Source organism: Mucilaginibacter sp. (assembly GCF_965277465.1).
In the GTDB taxonomy this organism is placed as follows: domain Bacteria; phylum Bacteroidota; class Bacteroidia; order Sphingobacteriales; family Sphingobacteriaceae; genus Mucilaginibacter.
In genome coordinates this window covers 217,445-239,556 of sequence record NZ_CBDICW010000001.1, presented here as the reverse complement: position 1 = coordinate 239,556, position 22,112 = coordinate 217,445, and the positions used below count along the sequence as shown (strand labels likewise).

Annotated in this window: 22 protein-coding genes; 12 read left to right on the top strand and 10 right to left on the bottom strand. The window is 40.4% G+C overall.

From position 1 onward, the window contains the following. The first annotated feature begins 5 nt into the window (after nucleotides 1–5). Entirely contained in the window at nucleotides 6–1,442 is a 1,437-nt protein-coding gene (pyk, locus tag ACQY4U_RS01015) for a pyruvate kinase (protein ID WP_428327497.1), read from the top strand. Nucleotides 1,443–1,749: 307 nt separating this feature from the next. Here pyk and ACQY4U_RS01010 read toward each other — a convergent pair whose 3' ends face one another. After that, nucleotides 1,750–2,265 carry a thioredoxin family protein gene (locus ACQY4U_RS01010; protein WP_428327496.1) on the bottom strand — a complete coding sequence of 172 codons (516 nt, stop codon included), beginning with the start codon at nucleotides 2,263–2,265 and terminating at the stop codon, nucleotides 1,750–1,752. A 636-nt stretch (nucleotides 2,266–2,901) separates the two neighbouring features. After that, nucleotides 2,902–4,434, bottom strand: a complete 1,533-nt coding sequence (locus ACQY4U_RS01005) for a serine hydrolase (RefSeq protein WP_428327495.1) — start codon at nucleotides 4,432–4,434, stop codon at nucleotides 2,902–2,904. Between the two features lie 101 nt (nucleotides 4,435–4,535). On the opposite strand from ACQY4U_RS01005, the gene ACQY4U_RS01000 reads away from it, so the two are divergent. Continuing rightward, nucleotides 4,536–6,725, top strand: coding sequence for a DPP IV N-terminal domain-containing protein (locus ACQY4U_RS01000; RefSeq protein ID WP_428327494.1), 2,190 nt, complete (start codon nucleotides 4,536–4,538; stop codon nucleotides 6,723–6,725). 71 nt (nucleotides 6,726–6,796) lie between these two features. Here ACQY4U_RS01000 and ACQY4U_RS00995 read toward each other — a convergent pair whose 3' ends face one another. From ACQY4U_RS00995 to mutY, 3 genes are all read right to left on the bottom strand, one after another. After that, nucleotides 6,797–7,087 carry a hypothetical protein gene (locus ACQY4U_RS00995; protein ID WP_428327493.1) on the bottom strand — a complete coding sequence of 97 codons (291 nt, stop codon included), beginning with the start codon at nucleotides 7,085–7,087 and terminating at the stop codon, nucleotides 6,797–6,799. Between the two features lie 275 nt (nucleotides 7,088–7,362). Next, on the bottom strand, nucleotides 7,363–7,770 hold the full coding sequence (locus ACQY4U_RS00990; protein WP_428327492.1) for a single-stranded DNA-binding protein: 408 nt from the start codon (nucleotides 7,768–7,770) through the stop codon (nucleotides 7,363–7,365). Between the two features lie 25 nt (nucleotides 7,771–7,795). Next, on the bottom strand, nucleotides 7,796–8,842 hold the full coding sequence (mutY, locus tag ACQY4U_RS00985; protein WP_428327491.1) for an A/G-specific adenine glycosylase: 1,047 nt from the start codon (nucleotides 8,840–8,842) through the stop codon (nucleotides 7,796–7,798). A gap of 155 nt (nucleotides 8,843–8,997) precedes the next feature. Here mutY and ACQY4U_RS00980 point away from each other — a divergent pair, with 155 nt between their 5' ends. The 8 genes from ACQY4U_RS00980 (at nucleotide 8,998) to ACQY4U_RS00945 (ending at nucleotide 14,994) form a co-directional block, all read left to right on the top strand. Beyond that, nucleotides 8,998–9,312 carry an HU family DNA-binding protein gene (locus ACQY4U_RS00980; protein ID WP_428329710.1) on the top strand — a complete coding sequence of 105 codons (315 nt, stop codon included), beginning with the start codon at nucleotides 8,998–9,000 and terminating at the stop codon, nucleotides 9,310–9,312. A 9-nt stretch (nucleotides 9,313–9,321) separates the two neighbouring features. Then, complete coding sequence (locus ACQY4U_RS00975; RefSeq protein ID WP_428327490.1) at nucleotides 9,322–10,200, top strand: tetratricopeptide repeat protein; 879 nt, start codon at nucleotides 9,322–9,324, stop codon at nucleotides 10,198–10,200. 221 nt (nucleotides 10,201–10,421) lie between these two features. Further along, on the top strand, nucleotides 10,422–11,972 hold the full coding sequence (locus ACQY4U_RS00970) for an Rne/Rng family ribonuclease (protein WP_428327489.1): 1,551 nt from the start codon (nucleotides 10,422–10,424) through the stop codon (nucleotides 11,970–11,972). Nucleotides 11,973–12,116: 144 nt separating this feature from the next. Beyond that, entirely contained in the window at nucleotides 12,117–12,932 is an 816-nt protein-coding gene (locus ACQY4U_RS00965) for a hypothetical protein (protein WP_428327488.1), read from the top strand. Nucleotides 12,933–12,981: 49 nt separating this feature from the next. Further along, nucleotides 12,982–14,400, top strand: a complete 1,419-nt coding sequence (gene radA, locus ACQY4U_RS00960; protein ID WP_428327487.1) for a DNA repair protein RadA — start codon at nucleotides 12,982–12,984, stop codon at nucleotides 14,398–14,400. 32 nt (nucleotides 14,401–14,432) lie between these two features. Then, nucleotides 14,433–14,579: a DUF433 domain-containing protein gene (locus ACQY4U_RS00955; RefSeq protein WP_428327486.1), complete on the top strand. Its 147-nt coding sequence runs from the start codon at nucleotides 14,433–14,435 to the stop codon at nucleotides 14,577–14,579. Further along, nucleotides 14,524–14,661, top strand: a complete 138-nt coding sequence (locus ACQY4U_RS00950; protein ID WP_428327485.1) for a DUF433 domain-containing protein — start codon at nucleotides 14,524–14,526, stop codon at nucleotides 14,659–14,661. Before ACQY4U_RS00955 ends, ACQY4U_RS00950 begins: the two co-directional genes overlap by 56 nt. 15 nt (nucleotides 14,662–14,676) lie before the next feature. Next, a complete protein-coding gene (locus ACQY4U_RS00945; RefSeq protein WP_428327484.1) occupies nucleotides 14,677–14,994 on the top strand; it encodes a DUF5615 family PIN-like protein in 318 nt (105 codons plus the stop codon). Nucleotides 14,995–14,999: 5 nt separating this feature from the next. Here ACQY4U_RS00945 and ACQY4U_RS00940 read toward each other — a convergent pair whose 3' ends face one another. From ACQY4U_RS00940 to ACQY4U_RS00925, 4 genes are all read right to left on the bottom strand, one after another. Continuing rightward, entirely contained in the window at nucleotides 15,000–15,458 is a 459-nt protein-coding gene (locus tag ACQY4U_RS00940) for a nuclear transport factor 2 family protein (RefSeq protein ID WP_428327483.1), read from the bottom strand. A 71-nt stretch (nucleotides 15,459–15,529) separates the two neighbouring features. After that, nucleotides 15,530–16,957, bottom strand: a complete 1,428-nt coding sequence (dnaA, locus tag ACQY4U_RS00935; protein WP_428327482.1) for a chromosomal replication initiator protein DnaA — start codon at nucleotides 16,955–16,957, stop codon at nucleotides 15,530–15,532. A 421-nt stretch (nucleotides 16,958–17,378) separates the two neighbouring features. Further along, entirely contained in the window at nucleotides 17,379–18,926 is a 1,548-nt protein-coding gene (locus ACQY4U_RS00930) for an acyl-CoA mutase large subunit family protein (protein ID WP_428327481.1), read from the bottom strand. 5 nt (nucleotides 18,927–18,931) lie between these two features. Then, on the bottom strand, nucleotides 18,932–19,462 hold the full coding sequence (locus ACQY4U_RS00925; RefSeq protein ID WP_428327480.1) for a hypothetical protein: 531 nt from the start codon (nucleotides 19,460–19,462) through the stop codon (nucleotides 18,932–18,934). A gap of 91 nt (nucleotides 19,463–19,553) precedes the next feature. On the opposite strand from ACQY4U_RS00925, the gene ACQY4U_RS00920 reads away from it, so the two are divergent. Beyond that, the gene (locus ACQY4U_RS00920) at nucleotides 19,554–19,907 is read left to right on the top strand and encodes a HesB/IscA family protein (protein WP_428327479.1); all 354 of its coding nucleotides are present in this window, start codon (nucleotides 19,554–19,556) and stop codon (nucleotides 19,905–19,907) included. Between the two features lie 61 nt (nucleotides 19,908–19,968). Here ACQY4U_RS00920 and ACQY4U_RS00915 read toward each other — a convergent pair whose 3' ends face one another. Beyond that, on the bottom strand, nucleotides 19,969–20,688 hold the full coding sequence (locus ACQY4U_RS00915; protein ID WP_428327478.1) for a TlpA family protein disulfide reductase: 720 nt from the start codon (nucleotides 20,686–20,688) through the stop codon (nucleotides 19,969–19,971). 167 nt (nucleotides 20,689–20,855) lie between these two features. Here ACQY4U_RS00915 and ACQY4U_RS00910 point away from each other — a divergent pair, with 167 nt between their 5' ends. Next, complete coding sequence (locus tag ACQY4U_RS00910) at nucleotides 20,856–22,097, top strand: ABC transporter permease (protein ID WP_428327477.1); 1,242 nt, start codon at nucleotides 20,856–20,858, stop codon at nucleotides 22,095–22,097. Nucleotides 22,098–22,112: the final 15 nt, after the last annotated feature.

Genomic DNA, 22,112 nt, shown 5'->3' with positions numbered 1-22,112 from the left:
TAAGTATGAAATTAAATTATAACCGGACTAAGATTGTTGCCACAATGGGCCCTGCATCGGCAAAAAAAGATGTTTTGTTAGCTATGATTAGAGCTGGCGTAAATATTTGCCGCCTAAATTTTTCACACGGAAAACCACAGGATCACAAAGCAGTGATTGATACTATCCGCGAAATAAATGAAGAATATAAAACCAATGTAGGAATCCTGGCCGATCTTCAGGGACCAAAAATCCGTATTGGTTTAGTGAAAGATGGTGGTATCCATTTAATAAACGGTACCCGCATTAATATAACTACGCATGAGCTAATTGGTGATGATAACCAGATTTACATCACTTATGAAACTTTTCCGCAGGATGTTGAGCCAAATGAAATTATTTTGCTGGATGACGGAAAGATCCAGATGCGCGTTATTGAAACCAACCGTGTTGATACCGTTGTTTGTGAAATTATGCATGGTGGTATCTTAACCTCGCGCAAGGGCGTTAACCTGCCAAATACCAAGGTATCCATCCCAAGCTTAACCGAAGAAGATTTAGAGAACCTTAAATATGCTTTGGATTGGGATGTAGATTGGATCGGTCTTTCTTTTGTTCGTACCGGGCAGGATATTATGGATCTGAAACGCATTATTGCTGCAAGCGGTAAAGCTGCCAAAGTAATTGCCAAGGTTGAAAAGCCAGAGGCTATTGATAACATTGACGAAATTATTGCCGCTACCGATGGCGTAATGGTTGCCCGTGGCGATCTGGGTGTTGAAATGCCATTAGAAGAAGTGCCTTTATTACAGAAAATGATTGCCCGCAAATGCCGCGAAGCTTCAAAACCTGTAATTGTAGCTACACAGATGCTTGAATCAATGATCACTACACCGCGCCCAACGCGTGCCGAGGTTAATGATGTTGCTAACTCTGTATTGGATGGTGCCGATGCGGTAATGCTAAGCGGCGAAACATCAGTTGGTGATTTCCCGGTTATTGTTATTGAAACTATGGCTAAAATTGTGCGTAATGTTGAAGATTTAGGTTATCCGTTCAACGCCAATAAAGAAGCTAACAGCGATACCACATCTCCTGATTATTTAAGTGATGCTGTTTGCGGTTCAGCTGTATATTTAGCTGAACATACCAATGCTGTCGGGATCGTTTCTATGACAACATCAGGCTACACAGCTTTTGAAATATCAAGTTACAGGCCTAAAGCCAGTACTTATATATTTACATCAAACAAGCATTTGTTAAATGCATTGAGCTTACTATGGGGCGTACGTACTTTTTATTACGATAAGTTAGAGAGTACTGACCAAACCATTAGCGATGTAAACAGTATTTTAAAGGCTCAAAACCTTGTATTGCCCGGCGATGTTGTAATTAATACCGCTTCGGTTCCAATTTCAAAACAAGCTAAAACAAATATGCTTAAGGTTACAGTTATTGAATAATAGCTGAAAGCTTATAAATTTAAAAAGGTTTTAATGGCTGATGAGGTGAAATACCCGCACAGCCATTAAAACCTTTTTTATTTAACAACAACTCTTTCCGGAACCCTTAATATACTTCGGCCAGGCAAACCTTTTCAATTAAATTGTCAAGGCTGGTAAAGTAGTAGTCCCAATAAATCCTTAGCGTTTTCATATTGTAACTTTTTTGTTATACTCTATTTGGACTATGATAACGAAACAATAGTTTAATTTATTATCAAAAATAATTTAAGCGCCATAAGTATTGCGGTGCTGTTTATTTAACAGGTTATTTAGCTTTCTCATAGCTTTTAGGGTCAATAGCTGCCGGGGCCCAATCTTTAAAAAAGCCCATCACTTTTTCTTTGCTATGGCCTTTACCATCCTCAAGGTAACTTGAGTTTTGGGTATGCAGGCGGTTGCCTTTATCATCTAACACAATAAAAACCGGGAAACCAAAACGTTGCGGATAACCCAACTGCGCAAGTAACTTCTCGTTGGTGTTTTCTTTGCTGTAATTAACATGCACTATTACATAATTATCGCGCGCGTATTTGTTCAGCTCCGGATCCTGTGTTACCAAGTTATTAAAACGGATACACCAGATGCACCAGTTACCGCCAATTTGCAACAGTACATTTTTATGCAATGCCGCTGCCTGTTTAACGGCGCCGGCAATCTCTTCTTTTGCATCAGCAGCAGGGTTATACAGTTTGGCCGTATCAGTTAACTTAACAGCTGCGGTTTGGGCCTTTGCGCCAAAGCCTATAATAACAAATGATGCTATGAACAATAGTTTTTTCATGGATATATATTTAAGAACATAAATGTAGCAATTACACGGTTTATTTGGTTGAAAATTTTAATATGCCAAAATGAACTAAAAAACACGTTATCAACAGTATTAAGCCATTGTAAACTAATTAATTGGAGCCTGTTGGCGTATATGCCGCTGCTTGCGCGCCTGGTGTGGAAAACTCTGAATTGAAATCCATAATTACGAATAATAGATTTGAGTAATACCCACTGTTATTTTTTTTAACCGCCTTATTAATTTTACTATAATGTATTGATATGGAAAAAGATATCTACAAAAAACACCTTCAAAAAATAAGCGCGATTAAAGGTTAAAATGCATTTTACCAAAAATGGGATCAGTGTTTTTGACGTTTAGCACAAAAATATTTCCGCAAGGCAGGTTTTCGCCTTGCCGATGGTTTATACAACCATCAGTTCGGGTACATGCTATAATGCCTCAAGTGCGGTAATTTAATGGGCTGCAGCTAAAGTAATATTGCGGGTAAAGAGTTAAAAGGTATAGATTATGACTATGGGACAATAACCTGATAACTCAAATAAATTGGCGTTTTGTGTTCAGTTTTATAGTTTAATTTTAGTTTAGCCCCGGAGTAGTGCCCGGGGCTTTTTTAATGCTTTAAAGCTATTGCACCTTTCTAAAATCGTAAGGATTGTATTCAACAAAGTCGGCTACCTTAACCCTTACGCCGGTTACCTTACCATTTTGTACCGCAAACGGAAAAACAGCTTTGCCCAATGTAGCATCGCTAAAGGTTACATAAAAGCGGTTACCGCCCAATGGCTGTAAATGTGCATACATACGCGGATGATGTTCAAAGCGCATTTCAAGATCGTTGTTTTCGCCCTGGGTAACGGTCATGCTGCCATAAAGGTCATTTATATATTTGCCGGTATAATTTACCGGGCTTAATGCAGGGATGCGGTTAAGGGCTACCGTGTCGCGCAGTTTCCTGTCGGCTGCCTGTTCTGCAGTGGCCTCTGTTTTGTAATTGGCCAGGTAAACCTCGCTGTAATCGCGGTACTGCATTTTAAAGTAGGCATCCATTATCTCCCATCTAAGGGCCTCAAAAAATTCGTTCTGATCGGTATTGGTCAATATCACAATACCCAAATGCTCCTGCGGCACTAATGTAACTGATGATACATAACCGTTAACGCCACCATCGTGCATTATTAAGCGGCGGTTATCATAATCCTGTATAAACCAGCCCAGGCCGTAAAGCTCAAAATTAAGCTCGCCGTTTAAATGTTTTACGCTGCCTACAATATCCTGTGCCTCGCGTGTGGCTTTGATAGCTGCGGCAGGGATAACCTGCCTTGTGCCCACCTTACCATCATTAAGCAGGGCCATTACCCATTTGCTCATATCATTTATGGATGATGAAATACCACCAGCCGGGGCAAGGGCATCTATCTGGCAATACGGAATGGCCGACAGGCGCCCGTCAATCAAAGTATGCGGTACCGTTCTGTTTAATGATTTTGGCATATCGGCGGTTAAAGCCAGTGTATTGCTCATGCCAAGCGGTGCAAATATGTTTTCTTTAAGGTACTGCTCCCAGGGTTTGCCAGTAACTACGGGTATAATTTGGCCGGCGGTTAAAAATGCCGCATTGGTATAACCCCATTTGGTACGGAAAGGGTAGGCAGCTTTAACCTGGCCAAGCCTTTCAATAATATCGCCACGGGTTAAGTTGGTATTATAAAAAGTAAAATCGCCCTGAAAGGTCTGCAAGCCCAAACGGTGGCAAAGCAGGTCGCGCACTATGGCCATTTCGCCGGCAGGGCGGTTCTCCAATTTAAACTGGGGCAGGTACTTGGTCACCTTATCATCTAACGATAGCTTTTTATCGGCCTGCAGCATAGCTAAAGCAGTAGCAGTAAAAGCCTTGGTATTGCTGCCAATCATAAACAAGGTATTAATATCAACCTTTGCGGGCAGGCCAAGCTCTTTTATGCCGTAGGCCTTCATCATTACTACCTTGCCGTCCTTAACAATACATACAGCCGCACCCGGAATGCGCCAGTTGGTAAGTGCTTTATTTATATAAAAGTCAATACTATCCTTAACAAATTTACTTCTGTCAATATGCTGCGCATGGCTTAGTGTAACGCATAAAAAAAAGCAAACTAAAACAAGAAGTATTTTTTTCATTACTGGGGTTTTTAAAAGGCTTTAAAATGCTAATTTAACGGAAAATTTACAGCAGGAATATCTAAAGGAAAAATAAAAAGGAAAACTATAAAACTTAAGCAATGAACATTAAAATTTACCGATCAGCATTCATACCGACCTTGTTTTTGCTGTTGATGTTTTCGCACCAGGCAACGAATGCCCAGGGCAGGCGAACTCACTGGGCTACAGACGGATACCAGTACTACCGCTCCGGTGGTGCAGAAATTGATGAGCTGGATACCCGCGATGCTAGCAAAAAAACGGTGTTGGTTACCAAAGAGATGCTTACCCCAGCAGGCAAGCAGCCACTTAGTGTAGCCAACTTCTTTATATCTGACGATGGTACAAAGATCCTGATCTTTACCAATACCAAAAGGGTGTGGCGCTACAATACCAAAGGCGATTATTGGGTGTATGACCTTACAGCCAAAACCTTAAAGCAAATAGGAAAAGACAGGCCTGCATCATCATTAATGTTTGCAAAACTATCGCCGGATGGTACAAAGGCGGCTTACGTAAGCGAGCATAATGTTTTTACCGAGGATTTAGCTACAGGTACTGTTAAACAGTTAACAAACGATGGCAGCACAACGCTTATTAACGGCACGTTTGACTGGGCTTATGAAGAAGAGTTTGATTGCCGCGATGGCTTCCGCTGGTCGCCTGATAGCCATAGCATAGCCTACTGGCAGATCAATGCGGCTAACACCAAAAAATATTTAATGCTCAACACTACCGATTCTATATATCCTTATGTAGTGCCGGTTGAGTACCCTGTTGCGGGCGAAGATCCAAGCGCCTGCAAAATTGCCGTGGTTGACGTTAGCACCGGTAAAATTACCTGGATAAATGTTCCTGGCGATACTAAACAACATTATATACCACGTATGGAGTGGGCAGCCAACTCAAACGAAATTATTTTAGAGCAGTTAAACCGGGCCCAAAATGAGAGCAAGATTTTTGTTGGGAATGTATCAAACGGTACAGCAAGGGTGATCCACGAAGAACAGGACAAGGCATGGATTGATGGCAAGTCCCGCTGGAACGGCGGCGACCCTACCGGTTGGGAATGGATAAATAAAGGAAAAGACTTTATTTGGGTAAGTGAAAAAGACGGCTGGAGGCATATTTATAAAATAGACCGTGATGGTAAAGAAACCCTGATAACCAAAGGGAATTATGATGTGATCACTTTAGATTTGATTGATGAGGCCAGCGGCTATCTTTATTTTATGGCTTCGCCGGATAATGCTACACAAAAATACCTTTACCGCATAAAAATCAGCGGTGGCAAGGCTGAGCGTGTTACGCCAGCCGATGAACCCGGAACGCATGGTTACGAGATTTCTCCTAACGGGAAGATAGCGCTGCATAACTTTTCAAACATCTACACACCTTATCAAAGTGAGGTTATCAGCCTGCCGGATCATAAGCATCTGAGCGGAACAGAGATAAAGGTAAAAGAAGATGCCAAAAATAAACCTGAGTTTTTTAAAGTAAAAACGGTTGATGGTGTTGAGATGGACGGATGGATGGTAAAACCAACCAATTTTGACCCGGCTAAAAAATACCCTGTTGTATTTTATGTTTATAGCGAACCTGCAGGTGCAACCGTTACGGATAGCTACGGCACAGGCATGAACGGCGAATATGTAGGTAATATGGCTAATGATGGTTATATCTATATCTCTTTAGATAACCGCGGCACACCTGCACCCAAGGGCAGCGAGTGGCGTAAATCTATTTACAAAAAAATAGGGATAGTAAACATTGAAGACCAGGCAATGGGAGCCAAAGAAATAATGAAATGGTCTTTTGTTGATTCAACCCGCGTAGCAGTATGGGGATGGAGCGGCGGCGGCTCATGTACGCTTAACCTGATGTTCCAGCATCCTGAAATTTATAAAACAGGTATTGCGGTGGCCGCTGTAGGCTGGCAGTTAACGTATGATAACATTTACCAGGAGCGTTACATGGGCGTACCTATTGATGATGCAAGCCGCGCCGTATTTATAAAAGGATCGCCAATTACCTATGCAAAAAACTTGAAAGGTAATTTGCTTTATGTACATGGTACAGGCGATGATAACGTACACTATAAAAATGCCGAAATGCTGATCAACGAGTTGGTGAAGTATAACAGGCAGTTCCAGCTAATGTCATACCCTAACAGGTCGCATGGTATTTACGAGGGGCCTGGTACAAGCCTGCACTTACGTACATTATATACCCAGTATTTAAAAGATCATTGCCCTCCGGGAGGCAGATAGGCTTATACCTAAACAAAAAAGGTGCTTACCATTTGGTAAGCACCTTTTTTGTTTATAGTAACTATGTAATATTAACTGCAAGGGCAGCAATTCATTTCGTTTTGGTTTTTTAAAGCGCCGGTACTGAACTTAGCTGGCAATTGTTCTATATAATAAACCAATGTAGCCAACAAGGCTGGGGTAAAGTATTTTAGCCTGCTCAGGTTTTCGGGAGTTAAGCCAATATACATCCATATTGAATTCCTGGGCATTTTCTCATATATCTCCGGCAGGGCAGCGGCAATTAATGATTGCATAACCCATCCAAGGGCATGCGGCGCTTTGCTTATTATTTTTTCGGGGATGAGGTTATGTATGCTCATGACGGTAGTGGTATGTTTGAATCCGCCACAAAAATAAGCTCAATTATTGGAAAGCGTGAGCTATAAGCGTTGAAACATCTATATTTTACAAACATGTGTTTAAACCACTACTGGCTGACATTTTTCTGATAATTAAAGGCTTGAAAGCTATTGATTGAAAGGATTTTGCAGGTTGTTTAAAATACCTGGTTGCAGGGCTTTAGCAATAGATATAAAAAGCAAAAAAGCCACCAGATGATCTCTGCGTGGCTTCTGTTTATAGGTTTATAATTGGTTTAGTAAGACATTAGATCAGTACCATCGGTAGTAGCTTTTGATGAAGATCTAAGCGGTGCGCCGTCATTTTCAAAATCAGTTTTGCGGCCAAGCAGGGTAAAGTTTTCGGCAACCACTTCGGTTGTATATTTTTTAACTCCTTCTTTATCTTCAAATGATCGTGTGCGTAATTTACCTTCAATGTAAACAAGCTTTCCCTTTTGTAAAAATTTGGCGGCAACATCAGCAAGCCCCCTCCACATTACAATGTTGTGCCATTCGGTTTGTTCAACCTTGCGGCCATCTTTATTAAATGATTCTGAAGTAGCTAATGGGAAACTCACCACAGACACACCACCTTCTAAGGAGCGTGCTTCAGGATCTTTTCCCAAATGGCCCACTAATATTACCTTATTTACGCCTGACATATATTTTAAATCAACAAAAATTGTATTACAAATTAAAAATATTTTTTATAAATATAAAAATGATTTTTGGTATTGCTAATTTTTTCAGATTTTCAACTGGCACATAATGCCACATTTCTTTTAGTTTAACAGGGCGGTTTTGCAGTGTTATAAGGCGTACATATAGCTTCTGGTGCGTCAGAACATGTTTTTTTACCTCTGATATTTCTTTTATAATAATTTCATCACCAAGAAATTCTTTTAACTCAGGCGATAAAAGTAATTCTTCAGGTGTGAGCAGTGATGGGGTTTCCAGCATCGGCAAATCATACATGTTTGCCCATATATCTTTATCATCCCTTTTGTTCATTAATATACTCTGCTCATCGGCCACTAAAAAATAGTTAAAATACCGTTCGCGTACTTTTACCTTGTTTAGCTTTACGGGCAGGCTGTTTATGGCATTGTTTAAAAAGGCATAACACCCCTGCCGCACCGGGCAAATGCCGCAGGCCGGGTTTTTGGGCTTGCAAAGCATGGCGCCAAACTCCATCATTGCCTGGTTGTGGAGGCCGGGGTTTTGTGTGTTAAGCAACTCATTGGCAGTTTGCTGAAACATCTTTTTGCCTTTGGTGCTGTTTATGGGCTCATCAATACCAAAATAGCGGGCTATAACGCGGTACACGTTACCATCAACTACGGCCCTTGCCTCGTTTGCCGAAAACGAGGATATGGCCGCAGCTGTGTACTCGCCAATCCCTTTTAGTTTAATTAGCTGCTCATAGCTTTGCGGAAACCTTCCATCATAAACCTCCTGCACCATTCGTGCCGTTTTAAGCATGTTGCGCCCTCTTGAATAATAACCCAGACCCTGCCATAGTTTAAGTATATCATCCTCATCAGCAGCGGCAAAGCTGCTTACGGTAGGATATTTTTCAACAAAGCGGTTAAAATAAGGCATGCCCTGCTCAACCCTTGTTTGCTGCAAAATTATTTCAGAAAGCCATATCACATAAGCGTCATAAGTTTTACGCCATGGCAGATCACGTTTATTTTTTTGATACCATTGTACCAGTTCATTGCTAAAATCCATTGTTTGCAAAAGTAATGATGAAGGCTGCTGTTTATGCTGATTTTTTTGGCTTTAAGCTGTATTTCAGCTGGTAATAAAAATAATATGTTAATTATTTCAATCTTTAGTAATAAAGCGATACTTTTGCAACCCCAAATCAGTTAAGTAATTATATAATAAATAAAAGTAAATCAGATATGACTAAGGCGGAAATTATAACTGAAATCTCATCCAAGACAGGTATTGAGAAAGTTGACGTTCAGGAAACTGTTGAGGCGTTTTTTAAAGTAGTAAAAACCTCAATGATGGGTGGTGAAAACGTTTATGTAAGAGGTTTCGGAAGTTTTGTTGTTAAGAAAAGAGCTAAAAAAACAGCACGTAATATTTCAAAGAATACTGCCATAATCATCCCGGAGCATTTCGTTCCAAGTTTTAAACCGGCAAAAACTTTTGTTGATAAAGTTAGAACTGGTAACAAAGTAACCAATTAATTTCAGGCAATGTATAAGAAACAAATAGTCGTAATCGTAATAGTTTTTGCTGTTATGGGCTGTTTGTTTTTTATGCCTGTAAAGGGCCTTATAAAGCCAAAAGAAGCACAAGGCCATACTAACAAGGTAACTGCTGAAAGCAAACCGGTTACTAATGTAACGGTTGAGATGGTATCAGCCCCTGCAAAAATTTTAATAGGCCCGGCATTAGCCGCGCAGATCAATGATCTGGAAGGCCAGTTAAAAAATGCTTCGGGTGTGGATGCGCAGCTCGATCTGCAAAAGAAACTGGCCAAGGCATGGGATGATGTAAATCAACCGGCACCGGCAGCTTATTATTACCAGGCGGTAGCCCGCAAAGAGAACAAGTTTGAGGATTGGTTAAATGCAGGCAGCCATTTTAATGATGCCTTTAAACTAACCACTCAGGACACATTAACTCAACCATCATTTGTAGTAAATGGTATTGAGTGTTACAAAAATGCTGTTAAACTTAAACCTGCTGACCTGAGCGCTAAAACCGGTTTAGGTATTGCTTATGTAAACCAAACCAGCATGGGCATGACAGATCCTGAAGGCGGTTCGCCGATGCAGGGAATTATGTTATTGCTGGATGTTGTAAAGCAGGACCCAAACAACAGGAATGCAAACCTGAGCTTAGGAATGTTTGCAATGAAATCAGGCCAGTACGAAAAGGCTGTGGTAAGGTTTAAAAACATTATTGCACAAAAGCCCGAAGTTGAACCTTATTTTTACCTTGCAGAAAGCTATAAACAGCTTGGAATGAAAAAGGAAGCTATTGAAGCTTACCAGAAATGTAAGGAAATGATGCCTGATCAGGCTTTTGATCAACGCATTGACGAGTATATAAAGGAATTAAAGAATTAATCACAATTAAAAATTATTATTATGCCGAGCGGTAAAAAACGTAAAAGACACAAAATGGCTACCCACAAACGTAAAAAACGTTTAAGAAAAAACAGACATAAAAAGAAATAAGCTAATACCTCAGCTTATACACCTGTCTTTTGTAAAAAAGACAGGTTAATTTGTTTTTTTACCCACTTATTAACATGCGGTTTTAATCGTTTTAAGAAATGGAGTAGCAATTGATAAAAGAATTAATTATCGATTCATCCCCCAGCGGGACTACTATTGCATTATTACAGGATAAACAACTTGTAGAGCTACACAAAGAGCAGGTCAGCAACAATTATACGGTTGGTGATATCTATCTCGGGCGTATCAAAAAGATCATGCCAGGGCTAAATGCTGCATTTGTTGATGTAGGTTACGAGAAGGATGCCTTTTTGCATTACCTTGATCTTGGTCCGCAGGTTCAGAGCCTGCTTAAACTAACCAAGCAAGTACGTAGCGGGGGATACCAGTCAAAGCTTTTAGATAATTTTAAGCCGGAAGCTGATATTAACAAAGGAGGAAAGATCTCTGAGTTATTATCAAAAAGCCAGCTTATACCTGTGCAGATAGCTAAGGAGCCTATTTCAACAAAAGGCCCCCGCTTAAGCTCGGATATATCTATCGCCGGACGCTATGTCGTATTGGTGCCGTTTTCGGAGGTTATCTCTATCTCAAAAAAGATAAAGAGCAACACCGAACGCAACCGTTTACGCAAAATTGTAGAGAGTATTAAACCAAAGCATTTTGGAGTAATTATTCGTACAGTTTCCGAAGGTAAGGGTGTTGAAGAAATGCAGAAGGATTTGCTTGATCTGATCTCTAAATGGGAGTCGTTCATCACCCGCCTGCCATCAATTGAGCCAGCCAAAAAGGTGTTAGGCGAAATTGACCGTACTTCAACATTATTGCGTGATATCCTTAACCCGGATTTTCATCATATTTATGTGAACGATAACAGCATGTTTGAAGAAGTGCGCTCGTACGTTCATGAAATATCACCTGATTTGGAAAGTATTGTCCGCTTCCATAAAAATGGAACGCCGATATTTGAACATTACGGGGTTGATAAACAAATAAAATCAGCTTTTGGTAAAACAGTGAACCTTGCAGGCGGTGCTTACCTGGTAATTGAGCATACCGAAGCATTGCACGTTATTGACGTAAACAGCGGTAACCGCACAGCCAGTAAAGAAAACCAGGAGGAGAATGCCTTCCAGGTAAATAAAGAGGCTGCTAAAGAAATTGCACGTCAGCTGCGCCTGCGTGATATGGGTGGTATTGTGGTGATCGATTTTATCGATATGCATAAACCAAACAACCGCAAGGATCTGTTTGACTACCTGCGTGGCGAAATGGCACACGACAGGGCTAAGCATACTATTTTACCGCCAAGTAAATTTGGACTGGTACAAATAACCCGCCAGCGTGTAAGGCCTGAGATGAACATCGTTACTAACGAGGTTTGCCCAACCTGCCACGGTACGGGTGCTATACGTCCTACCATTTTATTGCTGGATGATATTGAGAACAACTTTAATTACATATTGGTTGAGCAGAACGAGAAAAGCATTACGCTTTGTGTTCATCCGTATATTGAAGCTTATATCAAAAAAGGAATTATCAGCCGCCAGGTAAAATGGTTTATGAAATATAACCAGTGGATAAAGGTTAAAAGCAACCCTGCTTACCAGATCACTGAGTTTCATTTCTTCTCGGCTAAAGACGAAGAGATAAAATTATAATTACGATTTTAGATTTACGATTTACGATTTTTTTTAAATTGTAAATCGTAAGCCTAAAAATCGAATCTTCTCATTTTACTGATCATTCAGTTTTGTTTATTGATAAATTGCTATTATATTTAGTAATTGGTTTAGTTATTAAATATGACAGGGAATTTAGCCCAAGTTATTGCTTTGGTATCGTTCGGCAACGATTTTCTTCAAACATCAACACTACCTTCTGATTTTTATCCGGATAATTCAACTTTTCAATTTTGTAATAGCGTAAAATTTGTTGCTCTCAAGAAATCAATCCTTAATTTAAAAATTAAAGAAAAGACTATTGCGGATAATCCTTATTTATGGTTTGAACTACTAAAAAATGAGAACTGTAAAAAACTCGCTTTATATTTTCAAAATTCTGAGCAATCAAAATCATTTGATCATGAATTGGCTGGTTTAGTTGGAGGTGGTGGAAATTGGTTTATAGAAGCGATTTATCATAACCATTCTGACTTTTGGGTGAATAATTGGGAGGTTTCAAATAATAAAGCTATTGAAAAGAAAATTTGGAGTGTTAAATATGGTGCTACTTTATTGAATCACAAAACCATTAATAATACCTATCAATTGCATATAGTATGGGAAGAATTAAAAATGGCGTTAAATGAAATCGCAGATTTTGCCTTTAAAAATACGACTACTAATTGGGGAGAGACTTTTGAGAATGCGGCCAAAAATTTGAGTAGTCAGACCCCGGAAAATAATTTTTATCATAAAGACTTTATCATAGCAAAAAACTATACACTTCTTGCTCGACAGATAATATATTCTGCAGGGTTAGCTTGGGTATTTGGAGGCATGGGCACGTGGAATGATATGTGTTTTAATAATGATGAAATTAATAATCTGTATAACAAGCTTTCAGAAAAGTTGTATAACTGTATAAATAAAAGTATCATCGCTGTCTGCAACTCTTAGCTCTAAATATAAACAATCGTAAATCGTACATCTAAAATCTAAAATCAAATTGGCTAAAACTAAATTCGCGTATTTCTGTCAAAGCTGTGGCTATGAATCGGCAAAATGGCTTGGTAAATGTCCGTCTTGCGCACAATGGAATACTTTTGTTGAAGAGATCATAGAAAAAGCCAATACATCGGTACCAACCTGGAAGGCAAGTAACTCAACAACGCAGCAGCGCGCCAATAAACCTGTACAGGTTGCCGAGATAACTTTTAAAGAAGAAGACCGCCTGCTAACGCCCGACAATGAATTTAACCGTGTTTTAGGCGGTGGGATAGTTGCCGGTTCGCTGGTGCTGATAGGCGGCGAACCAGGGATTGGTAAATCAACCCTGATGCTGCAGTTAGCTTTGAATATGAAAGGCGTAAAAGTGCTGTATGTATCGGGCGAGGAAAGTGATAAGCAGATTAAAATGCGTGCAGAGCGCTTAGCGCCTGAAGCTACGGATGGTACTTTTGGAAAGGATTGTTTTATCCTGACCGAAACATCAACCCAGAATATATTTAAACAGATAGAAGAATTGCAGCCCGACCTGGTGGTGGTTGATTCGATCCAAACCCTGCATTCATCACATATTGAATCAACGCCGGGCAGTGTATCGCAGGTGCGTGAATGTACTGCCGAGTTGCTTCGCTTTGCCAAGGAAAGTTCGACCCCTGTATTTTTGATAGGCCATATTACCAAGGACGGTATGATAGCCGGGCCTAAAATATTGGAGCATATGGTTGATACGGTTTTACAGTTTGAAGGCGACAGGCACCATGTTTACCGCATACTGCGCACGGTTAAGAACCGTTTTGGTTCGGCATCGGAATTAGGTATATACGAAATGTTGGGCGAGGGCCTGCGCGAGGTATCCAACCCGTCAGAGATATTGCTTTCGCAGCGGGATGAGCCCTTGAGTGGTATCACTATTTCCGCCACTTTAGAGGGCATGAGGCCCATGCTGATTGAAACGCAGGCACTGGTGAGCATATCAGCCTATGGCACGCCACAACGTACTGCAACCGGTTTTGATACCAAGCGGATGAGCATGTTATTAGCCGTGCTTGAGAAGCGCTGCGGGTTTAAATTAGGTGCAAAGGATGTGTTTTTAAATATAACGGGCGGTATCAGGGTGGAAGACCCTGCTATTGACCTTGGCCTTGCCGCTGCCATCATATCATCGCACGAAGATATTCCCATCCCTTTTAAAACCTGCTTTGCCGGGGAGATAGGTTTATCGGGCGAGATCCGCGCGGTTAACCGTGTGGAGCAGCGTATTGCCGAAGCGCAAAAATTAGGCTTTGAACAAATATTTATCTCAAAATATAACATGCCCACTGCCGGGCAGGATAAAAAACGGATAGACTTGTCGCGCTATAAAATTGACGTTAAAGTAGTAAGCCGGATTGAAGAGGTTTTTGAGATGCTTTTTGGATGATGTATTGTTATACAAATTAATTAAATTTGTATATGGCGCAGGTTAATTATAAAGAGTATATAGAAGTTGACCCTGAAATAAGGTTTGGCAAGCCTGTAATTAAAGGCACAAGGATAACTTTATATGATGTTTTTACAATGGCTTGCATCAGGATTAAGCCACCAGGAAATAATAAATGACTTTCCTCAGCTTACTGAAAATCAAATATTGGCATGCCTTGCCTATGCAGCAAATAAAGAACGTATAATAAAAGTAGCTTAATGCGCTTAATTGCTGATGAGAATAATTTCATGGCGTTTAAAAAAGTTGATCCCTCAATGGGAGATCTTGCCATCAAATGAAATCAGGCCATCACAACGCTTAACTGACCAAATGATATGGCATTTTGCCAAAGAAAATCAATACACTATTTTAACTTTCGACGAAGATTTCTCTGAGCTTCAAAATCTTTTATCTTACCCACCCCAAATAATCTGGCTCCGAACAGGTAATGTTAGTACGGTTGAAATAGCTGAACTTCTTATTATGTTAAAAGACGACATTGCAGCTTTTATTAATAATACCGAAGCTGGTATTTATGAAATATACTTGTAGCGGTATCATTCAATACAATTGTCTTTTCTGCGGGTATCTACAATGTAAATTATCTTCCAGCCGGCGGGTGTTTTCATTAACGAAAATACGTCGACACCGCAATGGCTGAATTTATTGCCCAGGTAAAACTTGTACGGCGCCCATACTGTAGCAAGGCTGCCGTCAATTTTAATATCACCAAAGGTAATGCGTTCATCATAAACGGATGCATGCGGCGTTCCGATTACTTTTACAAAATCATTTGCGTTATCGGTTGAGATTACGGCTTGCCCGTCTTTACCGGTAGATATGCTTTGCAGTATCATCTCCTTTGCAAAAGCCACCCTTAACATGGTGCTATCGCCCTTTCGCATGCCATCAAATAAGGTGTTAATAGTTTGCTTCACACCATCCGTTGCCGATTGCTGGCAATAAGCTATTGTGCCGGTAGCGGCAAAAAGTACGATCATTAAAAGTTTTTTCATAACCTAAATATATACAAAAAAAGCCCCGCATAAAATGCAGGGCTCTCATTAATAGTTTATTATAAGATCAGTTACGACATCTTCAGTTTTTTCTGAATATCGGCTACGTAGCCTTTAAACTTTTTATCGGTATCAATTAAATCCTCAACTGTTTGGCAGGCATATATCACTGTGGAGTGATCGCGGCCGCCAAAGAAATGACCGATTGATTTTAGTGAGCTTTTGGTATGTGCCTTTGCCAAATACATGGAGATTTGCCTGGCCTGTACAATTTCGCGTTTACGGGTTTGTGATTTTACCATTTCAATAGGCACTTCAAAATACTCGCAAACTAAGTTCTGTATATATTCCATCGAAATTTCTTTCGATGAGTTTTTCACAAAGTTTTTCAACATTTGTTTAGCCAGGTTCAAATCAATTTCCTTGCGGTTAAGGGTTGATTGTGCCAGCAGGGATACCATTGCACCTTCAAGCTCACGTACGTTATTATCAATGTTATGGGCAACGTACTCAATTACATCGTTTGATAATTCGATACCATCCTGGTAGGTTTTGTTTTTAAGGATAGCCATGCGGGTTTCCAGATCAGGGATCTGAAGATCGGCAGAAAGGCCCCATTTAAACCTTGATAACAAGCGTTCCTCTAAACCGGCAAGGTCTTTAGGTGCTTTATCGGATGTGATGATAACCTGTTTGCCCGATTGGTGCAGGTGGTTAAAAATATGGAAAAAGAAATCCTGTGTTTTTTCTTTACCGGCAAAGTTGTGCACATCATCCATAATCAATACATCAATGGCCTGGTAAAAGTTCACAAAATCATTAATGTTATTATGTTTTAAGGCATCAACAAACTGCTGGGTAAATTTCTCGCACGATACATATAGTACCAGCTTATCGGGCAGGGTTTGTTTAATTTCGTTACCGATGGCTTGCGCAAGGTGTGTTTTACCTAAACCTACACCGCCATATATCATTAATGGGTTAAATGAAGTACCACCTGGCTTAGCTGCTACTGCATAACCTGCCGAACGTGCCAAACGATTACAATCGCCCTCAACAAAGTTATTGAAGGTGTAATTGCGGTTAAGCTGCGGATCAACATTCAATTTCTTTAATCCTGGAATAACAAAGGGGTTCTTTATATCCTTATTTATTGAAATAGGTATCGGCATAGACTGATTTTTTGATTCAGCGCCATTTCCGTTTGAAGGGATATTGGTAGTGTATGGCTTGCTGGATGATGATTGTTCTACAACTATATTATATTCCAAACGTCCGTCATCGCCTAATTGTTTTTTTATTGTTTTGCGCAAAAGGCCAACGTAATGCTCTTCAAGCCATTCGTAAAAGAATAAACTTGGTACCTGTATGGTTAATACGCTCCCTTCCATCCTTAAAGCTTTGATCGGCTCAAACCAGGTTTTGAAGCTTTGGGCCGGTATGTTATCTTTTATGATTTGAAGGCAACTATTCCAAACGTTAGTACAAGTTTTTTCCATATAAATTTAATTAAAATATTGATTTCCAACCTTCCAGTTGATAATCTTTTGGCCCGTTACGGAACATCGAATATTCTAAAAAAAAGCGGATAAAAAAATTAATTTTTAACATTTTAGTAAAATAAATATCTGTTTTATTCGACCTTTTTTACCGCGAAATTCAATTTTAAATATTATATTTCGCGGTAAAAAAGCCCCTTTAACAGCAATATTTAACTATGCCAATAGTTTTTTAATTGTTTATCTGTCAATTTATTATAAACACTATGTTCCCGGTTAACGAGGGTTAGGGGACTTACAATTTTTGAGCCACGCCGCCATTGTTGGCACAAAAAAAATGTAAGTGGCTGTAACTACAGGGAATAGAATTTTCAGGAATGTTGATAAATTGTCAGTGGATTAATTTGGCAGTTTGATATTGTCAGTATTCCCCAAATATGTCGCGTAATGTGTCAGCAATTTCACCTAATGTGGCATAGTTTTCTACAGCTGTTAATATAAAGGGCATCAGATTTTGCGTTCCTTTTGCTGCTTCGCTCAAATTTTTAAGCGATAAATTAACGGCTTCGCTATTTCTCTCAGCTTTAAGCGATATTAATTTTTCAGTTTGCTGTATCCTGATACTGTCATCAACCCTGAATACATTAATTGCAGATGGCTCCGGCTCTATAAACTTGTTTACGCCAACCAAAACTTTTTCGCCGCTCTCTATTTCATTTTGGTACTGATAGGCCGAAATTGCAATTTCCTGCTGCATGTAATCCTGCTCAATGGCTTTTACAGAGCCACCCATAGCATCTATTTTGTCAATGTAAACCTGGGCGGCCTGTTCCAATTCGTCTGTCAGGGCCTCTATAAAGTAGGAGCCTGCCAAAGGATCTACCGTATCAGTAACCCCGCTTTCAAATGCGATGATCTGCTGGGTACGCAGTGCTATTTTTGCTGCGGCCTCGGTAGGTAATGATATAGCTTCGTCATAACCGTTGGTATGTAATGATTGCGTGCCGCCCAATACTGCTGCCAGGGCCTGGTTGCTTACCCTTACAATATTATTCATGGGTTGCTGGGCCGTTAAGGTTGAGCCACCTGTTTGGGTATGGAAACGTAATTTTTGGGCCCCCGCATCTGTAGCGCCCAGCTCTTTGGTGATGTGTGCCCACATGCGCCTTGCCGCCCTGAATTTGGCTATCTCCTCAAAAAAATTATTATGACAGTTAAAAAAGAAGGAAAGACGCTTGGCAAATACATTAATATCAAGCCCCTTCTGTAAGGCCGCTTTTAAATAGGTTTTGCCATTCGCCAGCGTAAAGGCCAGTTCCTGCACTGCGGTTGATCCCGCTTCGCGGATATGGTAGCCTGATATAGATATAGTGTTCCACTTGGGTACTTCAGTGCTGCAATATTCAAACACATCGGTAATTAACCGCATGGATGCCTGGGGTGGGTATATATAGGTACCACGCGCGGCGTATTCTTTTAATATATCGTTTTGAATGGTGCCCGAGATCTGGCTGAGGTCGGCACCCTGTTTTTTTGCTAATGCGATATACATGGCCAGTAATATAGGTGCCGTAGCATTAATAGTCATGGAGGTGGTTATGTTTTTTAGCTCGATACCGTTAAACAAAATCTCAATGTCCTTTAATGAGTCAATAGCTACCCCTACTTTGCCAACCTCGCCTTCGGATAGTTCATGGTCTGAGTCGTAACCAATTTGTGTAGGGAGGTCAAACGCTACAGATAACCCCATTGTACCCTGGCTTAGCAGGTAGTGGTAGCGCTTGTTTGATTCTTCGGCGGTTGAAAAACCGGCATACTGCCGCATGGTCCAGGGGCGGCCCCGGTACATATCCTTTTGTATGCCGCGGGTATATGGAAACTGACCCGGCAGTTCGTCCATACCTGATTGCTGGGTATAAACTTCTTTAATTTCGATACCGGACGATGTGGTTATTTTTTTTTCGGGCATATTGCTTAAAATAAATCTTCAAGATCTTTCTTAAGCAAACTGGCACCAATATCATAAGGGTTATCTTCCAGCTGACTTAATGAGCCTAATATGGCTTTACTCAATTCAAGCCCTGTTGCAGTATCGGGTAACGACCGGAAGGCGTTGTTTACAATACCGGTAGTATCCTCCTTTACCCGCTTAACTACAGACCATGCCCTGCTGCTCACATAAATTTGCTGGGTTATATTGTGCTGATATTCATTGCGTGTTTCTTCAAGTATCAGGGCATATAGTTCCTGTGCGGAGTAAGCTGTGGCATTTAACCTGATGAGCAGGCTTGCGGGGTTTACGCGCTCAATAAAAAGCACTAAACGCTCATAAGCCTGTAAGCGCAGTGGCAGCGTTTGGTTGCTGATGGCCTTTTTAAATTCAAGCAGTTGTATAGCTTCGTCCCTGTCTAAATAGGGCTTAACCAGGTAAAAAGCAATCCATACAATGCTCAGGCCTGCTATGGTGTATTTTAAAATATCAAGAAAGTACGGTAAAAAGTTCATGAGTACGAATGTTAAATAGAGGTCATAAATAAACCGCTTGCAACAAAAATCCGCATTTTACATTATATTTGTGTAGTTAATTAAAAATAAGATGAGTACTGCAGTTGAAACAGAAACCGGACCGGTAACCTTTACTGAAGGCGCCGTTAAAGAACTTTTTAAGTTGAAAGATCAGCAAGAGATTGGTGAGGATTTTGGATTACGTGTGGGTGTTGAAGGCGGTGGCTGCTCGGGTATGAACTACATTTTAGGTTTCGACCAGAAAAAAGACGGCGATCAGGAATACATTATAAACGATATTAAGGTTTTTATGCATAAGGCACATGGTTTATACCTTGTTGGCATGCAGATAGATTTTCAGGATGGCTTAAATGCACGTGGCTTTACCTTTAATAACCCTAATGCAGCCAGCACTTGCGGTTGCGGTACTTCGTTTTCGGTATAAATACAAATAGAAATTCAATAAATAATCAGCAGCTCTGAATGAGCTGCTTTTTTTGTACCCATTATTTTACTTCGTCGATAGTTTTTTTTATCCACTCGGGTATGGAGCCATCGCCATAACCTACGCTGTTAAACCTGATAATGCCTGCTTTATCAATTACCAAACTAACCGGGCATTCGCTTACTTTATAATAGGCGAATAATGGCATTGCATTACCAATTATACGGTAGTTGAAAGGGGATACTTTTAAAAAGCGTTCTATGTTTTGCATTTTATCTAAGGAGATAGCAATAAACACGACATCTTTATTATTTTGATAAGCATTAACCAGGCGGTTTAATTCTGGCATTTCATACCTGCAACGCGGGCAGGCTATAAACCAAAAATTAATTACCACAACCTTGCCCTGCAAATCTTCGGGCTTTATAATCGCCCCATCCATATCTTTAAGCGTAAGGAACTTAAATGGATCGCCGGTTTTAAAAAATTTACTTTCCTCGGGTTTTGCAGCTGCCGAAAGTGTTTTATCAATTGCTTGTTCATCTCTTTTTACCAAGATAAAATCGGTGCTGTCACTGTCATCATGTACGGGTTTTAACTTGTAATTTCCGGTAGCTAATAACTTACTCCATTTGTCGTAAGGGTATTTTGCACCATCTTTATTGGTAACAATGGTGGTTTTATTAACTGCATAATCTTCAACCGGGCGGGTAAGCTCAATCTGGGCATTGGCAATAAAAGCTGTTGCTGTTAATAAAATAAGTACAAGAAATTTCTTCATGATCTATACAAGTTTTAGGTTTGATGAAAGTAAAGCTTGTTTAACTCCAAAACAAATTTAATATGGTAAAAAACAAGTGTTTTCAGGGCGATAAATTAACTGTGGCAAACTGTAACAAACTATAGCATAGGTAAGTCTTATCCCTACAGTTTTGTTAATTTTAAACCATGCCTGTCAAAACCTCCTACAAAGAAAATATCTCAATAGCCTTACAGTCAATAGCGGGTAACCGGTTACGTACCGCGCTTACCTCGTTAATTATTGCTATTGGTATTATGGCCCTTGTAGGTATATTAACAGCAATTGAAGGTGTTAAACAATATACTACCGATGCTTTTGCAGGCTTAGGGGCAAACTCGTTCACTATACAAAACAGGGGGTCGGGCCTTAACTTTGGTAACGGTGGGCACAGAAAGGTTTACCCTGCCATCCGGTATGACCAGGCCGAAAGGTTCAAAAAGCTCTTTACGCTGCCCGTTGTTGTGGCTGTAAACTTGCAGGTAACCGGTACGGCTGTGGCAAAATACAATAGTCAAAAAACCAATCCTAATATATCTGTATCCGGCTCAAACGAAAACTACCTGGCTACCAGCGGGCAAAAAATAGCTTTTGGCCGCAACTTTTCATCATCCGAACTTGAGCATGGCTCAAACGTGGTTATTATTGGTAACGAGATAAAAAAGCGCCTTTTTAAAGAGAGCGACCCCATTAATAAGTTAATATTTATTGGGGATAATAAGTTTAAGGTGGTTGGCGTGTTTGCCTCAAAAGGATCGAGCGCGGGTTTTGGCGGCGATAAGTTTTGTGTGATCCCGGTGCTGCGCGCAAAGCAGATCATAGCAACCACCAATCCATCCTTCACCATAACCATTATGGTTAACAGCCCGGCTGCGCTGGATGCAACCATTGGCGAAGCTACTTCACTGTTCAGAAATATCCGCGACCTGAACGTAGCCAATGATGCTAATTTTGAAATTGAAAGAAGTGACTCTATTCAGCAGGAACTATCCGGACAGTTAGCCGGGATGACCGCCGGCGGTTTTGCCATAGGTATTATTACCCTGATTGGTGCAGCCATTGGCTTAATGAATATTATGCTGGTTTCGGTAACAGAACGTACCCGCGAAATTGGTTTAAGAAAATCATTAGGTGCAACACCAGCCGTAATACGCAAGCAATTTTTAATAGAAGCCATTGTAATATGCCTTATAGGGGGTATTGGCGGTATTATATTAGGTATGGCGGTTGGTAACCTTATTGCCGTTAATATAAGCGGCACGTTTGTAGCGCCGTGGTTCTGGCTAATCTCGGCCTTGATACTTTGTACCTTTATTGGGTTGATATCCGGCTTTTATCCGGCTAAAAAGGCTTCAAAGCTTGATCCTGTTGAGGCTTTGCGATACGAATAACCCTAATCAAAAAAG

What these genes read in the sequence shown, in the direction of transcription:
- pyk (WP_428327497.1), top strand. Translation starts at nt 6, where the DNA reads ATGAAATTAAATTATAACCGGACTAAGATTGTTGCCACAATGGGCCCT.
- ACQY4U_RS01010 (WP_428327496.1), bottom strand. Translation starts at nt 2,265, where the DNA reads ATGAAAAAACTATTGTTCATAGCATCATTTGTTATTATAGGCTTTGGC.
- ACQY4U_RS01005 (WP_428327495.1), bottom strand. Translation starts at nt 4,434, where the DNA reads ATGAAAAAAATACTTCTTGTTTTAGTTTGCTTTTTTTTATGCGTTACA.
- ACQY4U_RS01000 (WP_428327494.1), top strand. Translation starts at nt 4,536, where the DNA reads ATGAACATTAAAATTTACCGATCAGCATTCATACCGACCTTGTTTTTG.
- ACQY4U_RS00995 (WP_428327493.1), bottom strand. Translation starts at nt 7,087, where the DNA reads ATGAGCATACATAACCTCATCCCCGAAAAAATAATAAGCAAAGCGCCG.
- ACQY4U_RS00990 (WP_428327492.1), bottom strand. Translation starts at nt 7,770, where the DNA reads ATGTCAGGCGTAAATAAGGTAATATTAGTGGGCCATTTGGGAAAAGAT.
- mutY (WP_428327491.1), bottom strand. Translation starts at nt 8,842, where the DNA reads ATGGATTTTAGCAATGAACTGGTACAATGGTATCAAAAAAATAAACGT.
- ACQY4U_RS00975 (WP_428327490.1), top strand. Translation starts at nt 9,322, where the DNA reads ATGTATAAGAAACAAATAGTCGTAATCGTAATAGTTTTTGCTGTTATG.
- ACQY4U_RS00965 (WP_428327488.1), top strand. Translation starts at nt 12,117, where the DNA reads ATGACAGGGAATTTAGCCCAAGTTATTGCTTTGGTATCGTTCGGCAAC.
- ACQY4U_RS00955 (WP_428327486.1), top strand. Translation starts at nt 14,433, where the DNA reads ATGGCGCAGGTTAATTATAAAGAGTATATAGAAGTTGACCCTGAAATA.
- ACQY4U_RS00950 (WP_428327485.1), top strand. Translation starts at nt 14,524, where the DNA reads ATGATGTTTTTACAATGGCTTGCATCAGGATTAAGCCACCAGGAAATA.
- ACQY4U_RS00945 (WP_428327484.1), top strand. Translation starts at nt 14,677, where the DNA reads ATGAGAATAATTTCATGGCGTTTAAAAAAGTTGATCCCTCAATGGGAG.
- ACQY4U_RS00940 (WP_428327483.1), bottom strand. Translation starts at nt 15,458, where the DNA reads ATGAAAAAACTTTTAATGATCGTACTTTTTGCCGCTACCGGCACAATA.
- dnaA (WP_428327482.1), bottom strand. Translation starts at nt 16,957, where the DNA reads ATGGAAAAAACTTGTACTAACGTTTGGAATAGTTGCCTTCAAATCATA.
- ACQY4U_RS00930 (WP_428327481.1), bottom strand. Translation starts at nt 18,926, where the DNA reads ATGCCCGAAAAAAAAATAACCACATCGTCCGGTATCGAAATTAAAGAA.
- ACQY4U_RS00925 (WP_428327480.1), bottom strand. Translation starts at nt 19,462, where the DNA reads ATGAACTTTTTACCGTACTTTCTTGATATTTTAAAATACACCATAGCA.
- ACQY4U_RS00920 (WP_428327479.1), top strand. Translation starts at nt 19,554, where the DNA reads ATGAGTACTGCAGTTGAAACAGAAACCGGACCGGTAACCTTTACTGAA.
- ACQY4U_RS00915 (WP_428327478.1), bottom strand. Translation starts at nt 20,688, where the DNA reads ATGAAGAAATTTCTTGTACTTATTTTATTAACAGCAACAGCTTTTATT.
- ACQY4U_RS00910 (WP_428327477.1), top strand. Translation starts at nt 20,856, where the DNA reads ATGCCTGTCAAAACCTCCTACAAAGAAAATATCTCAATAGCCTTACAG.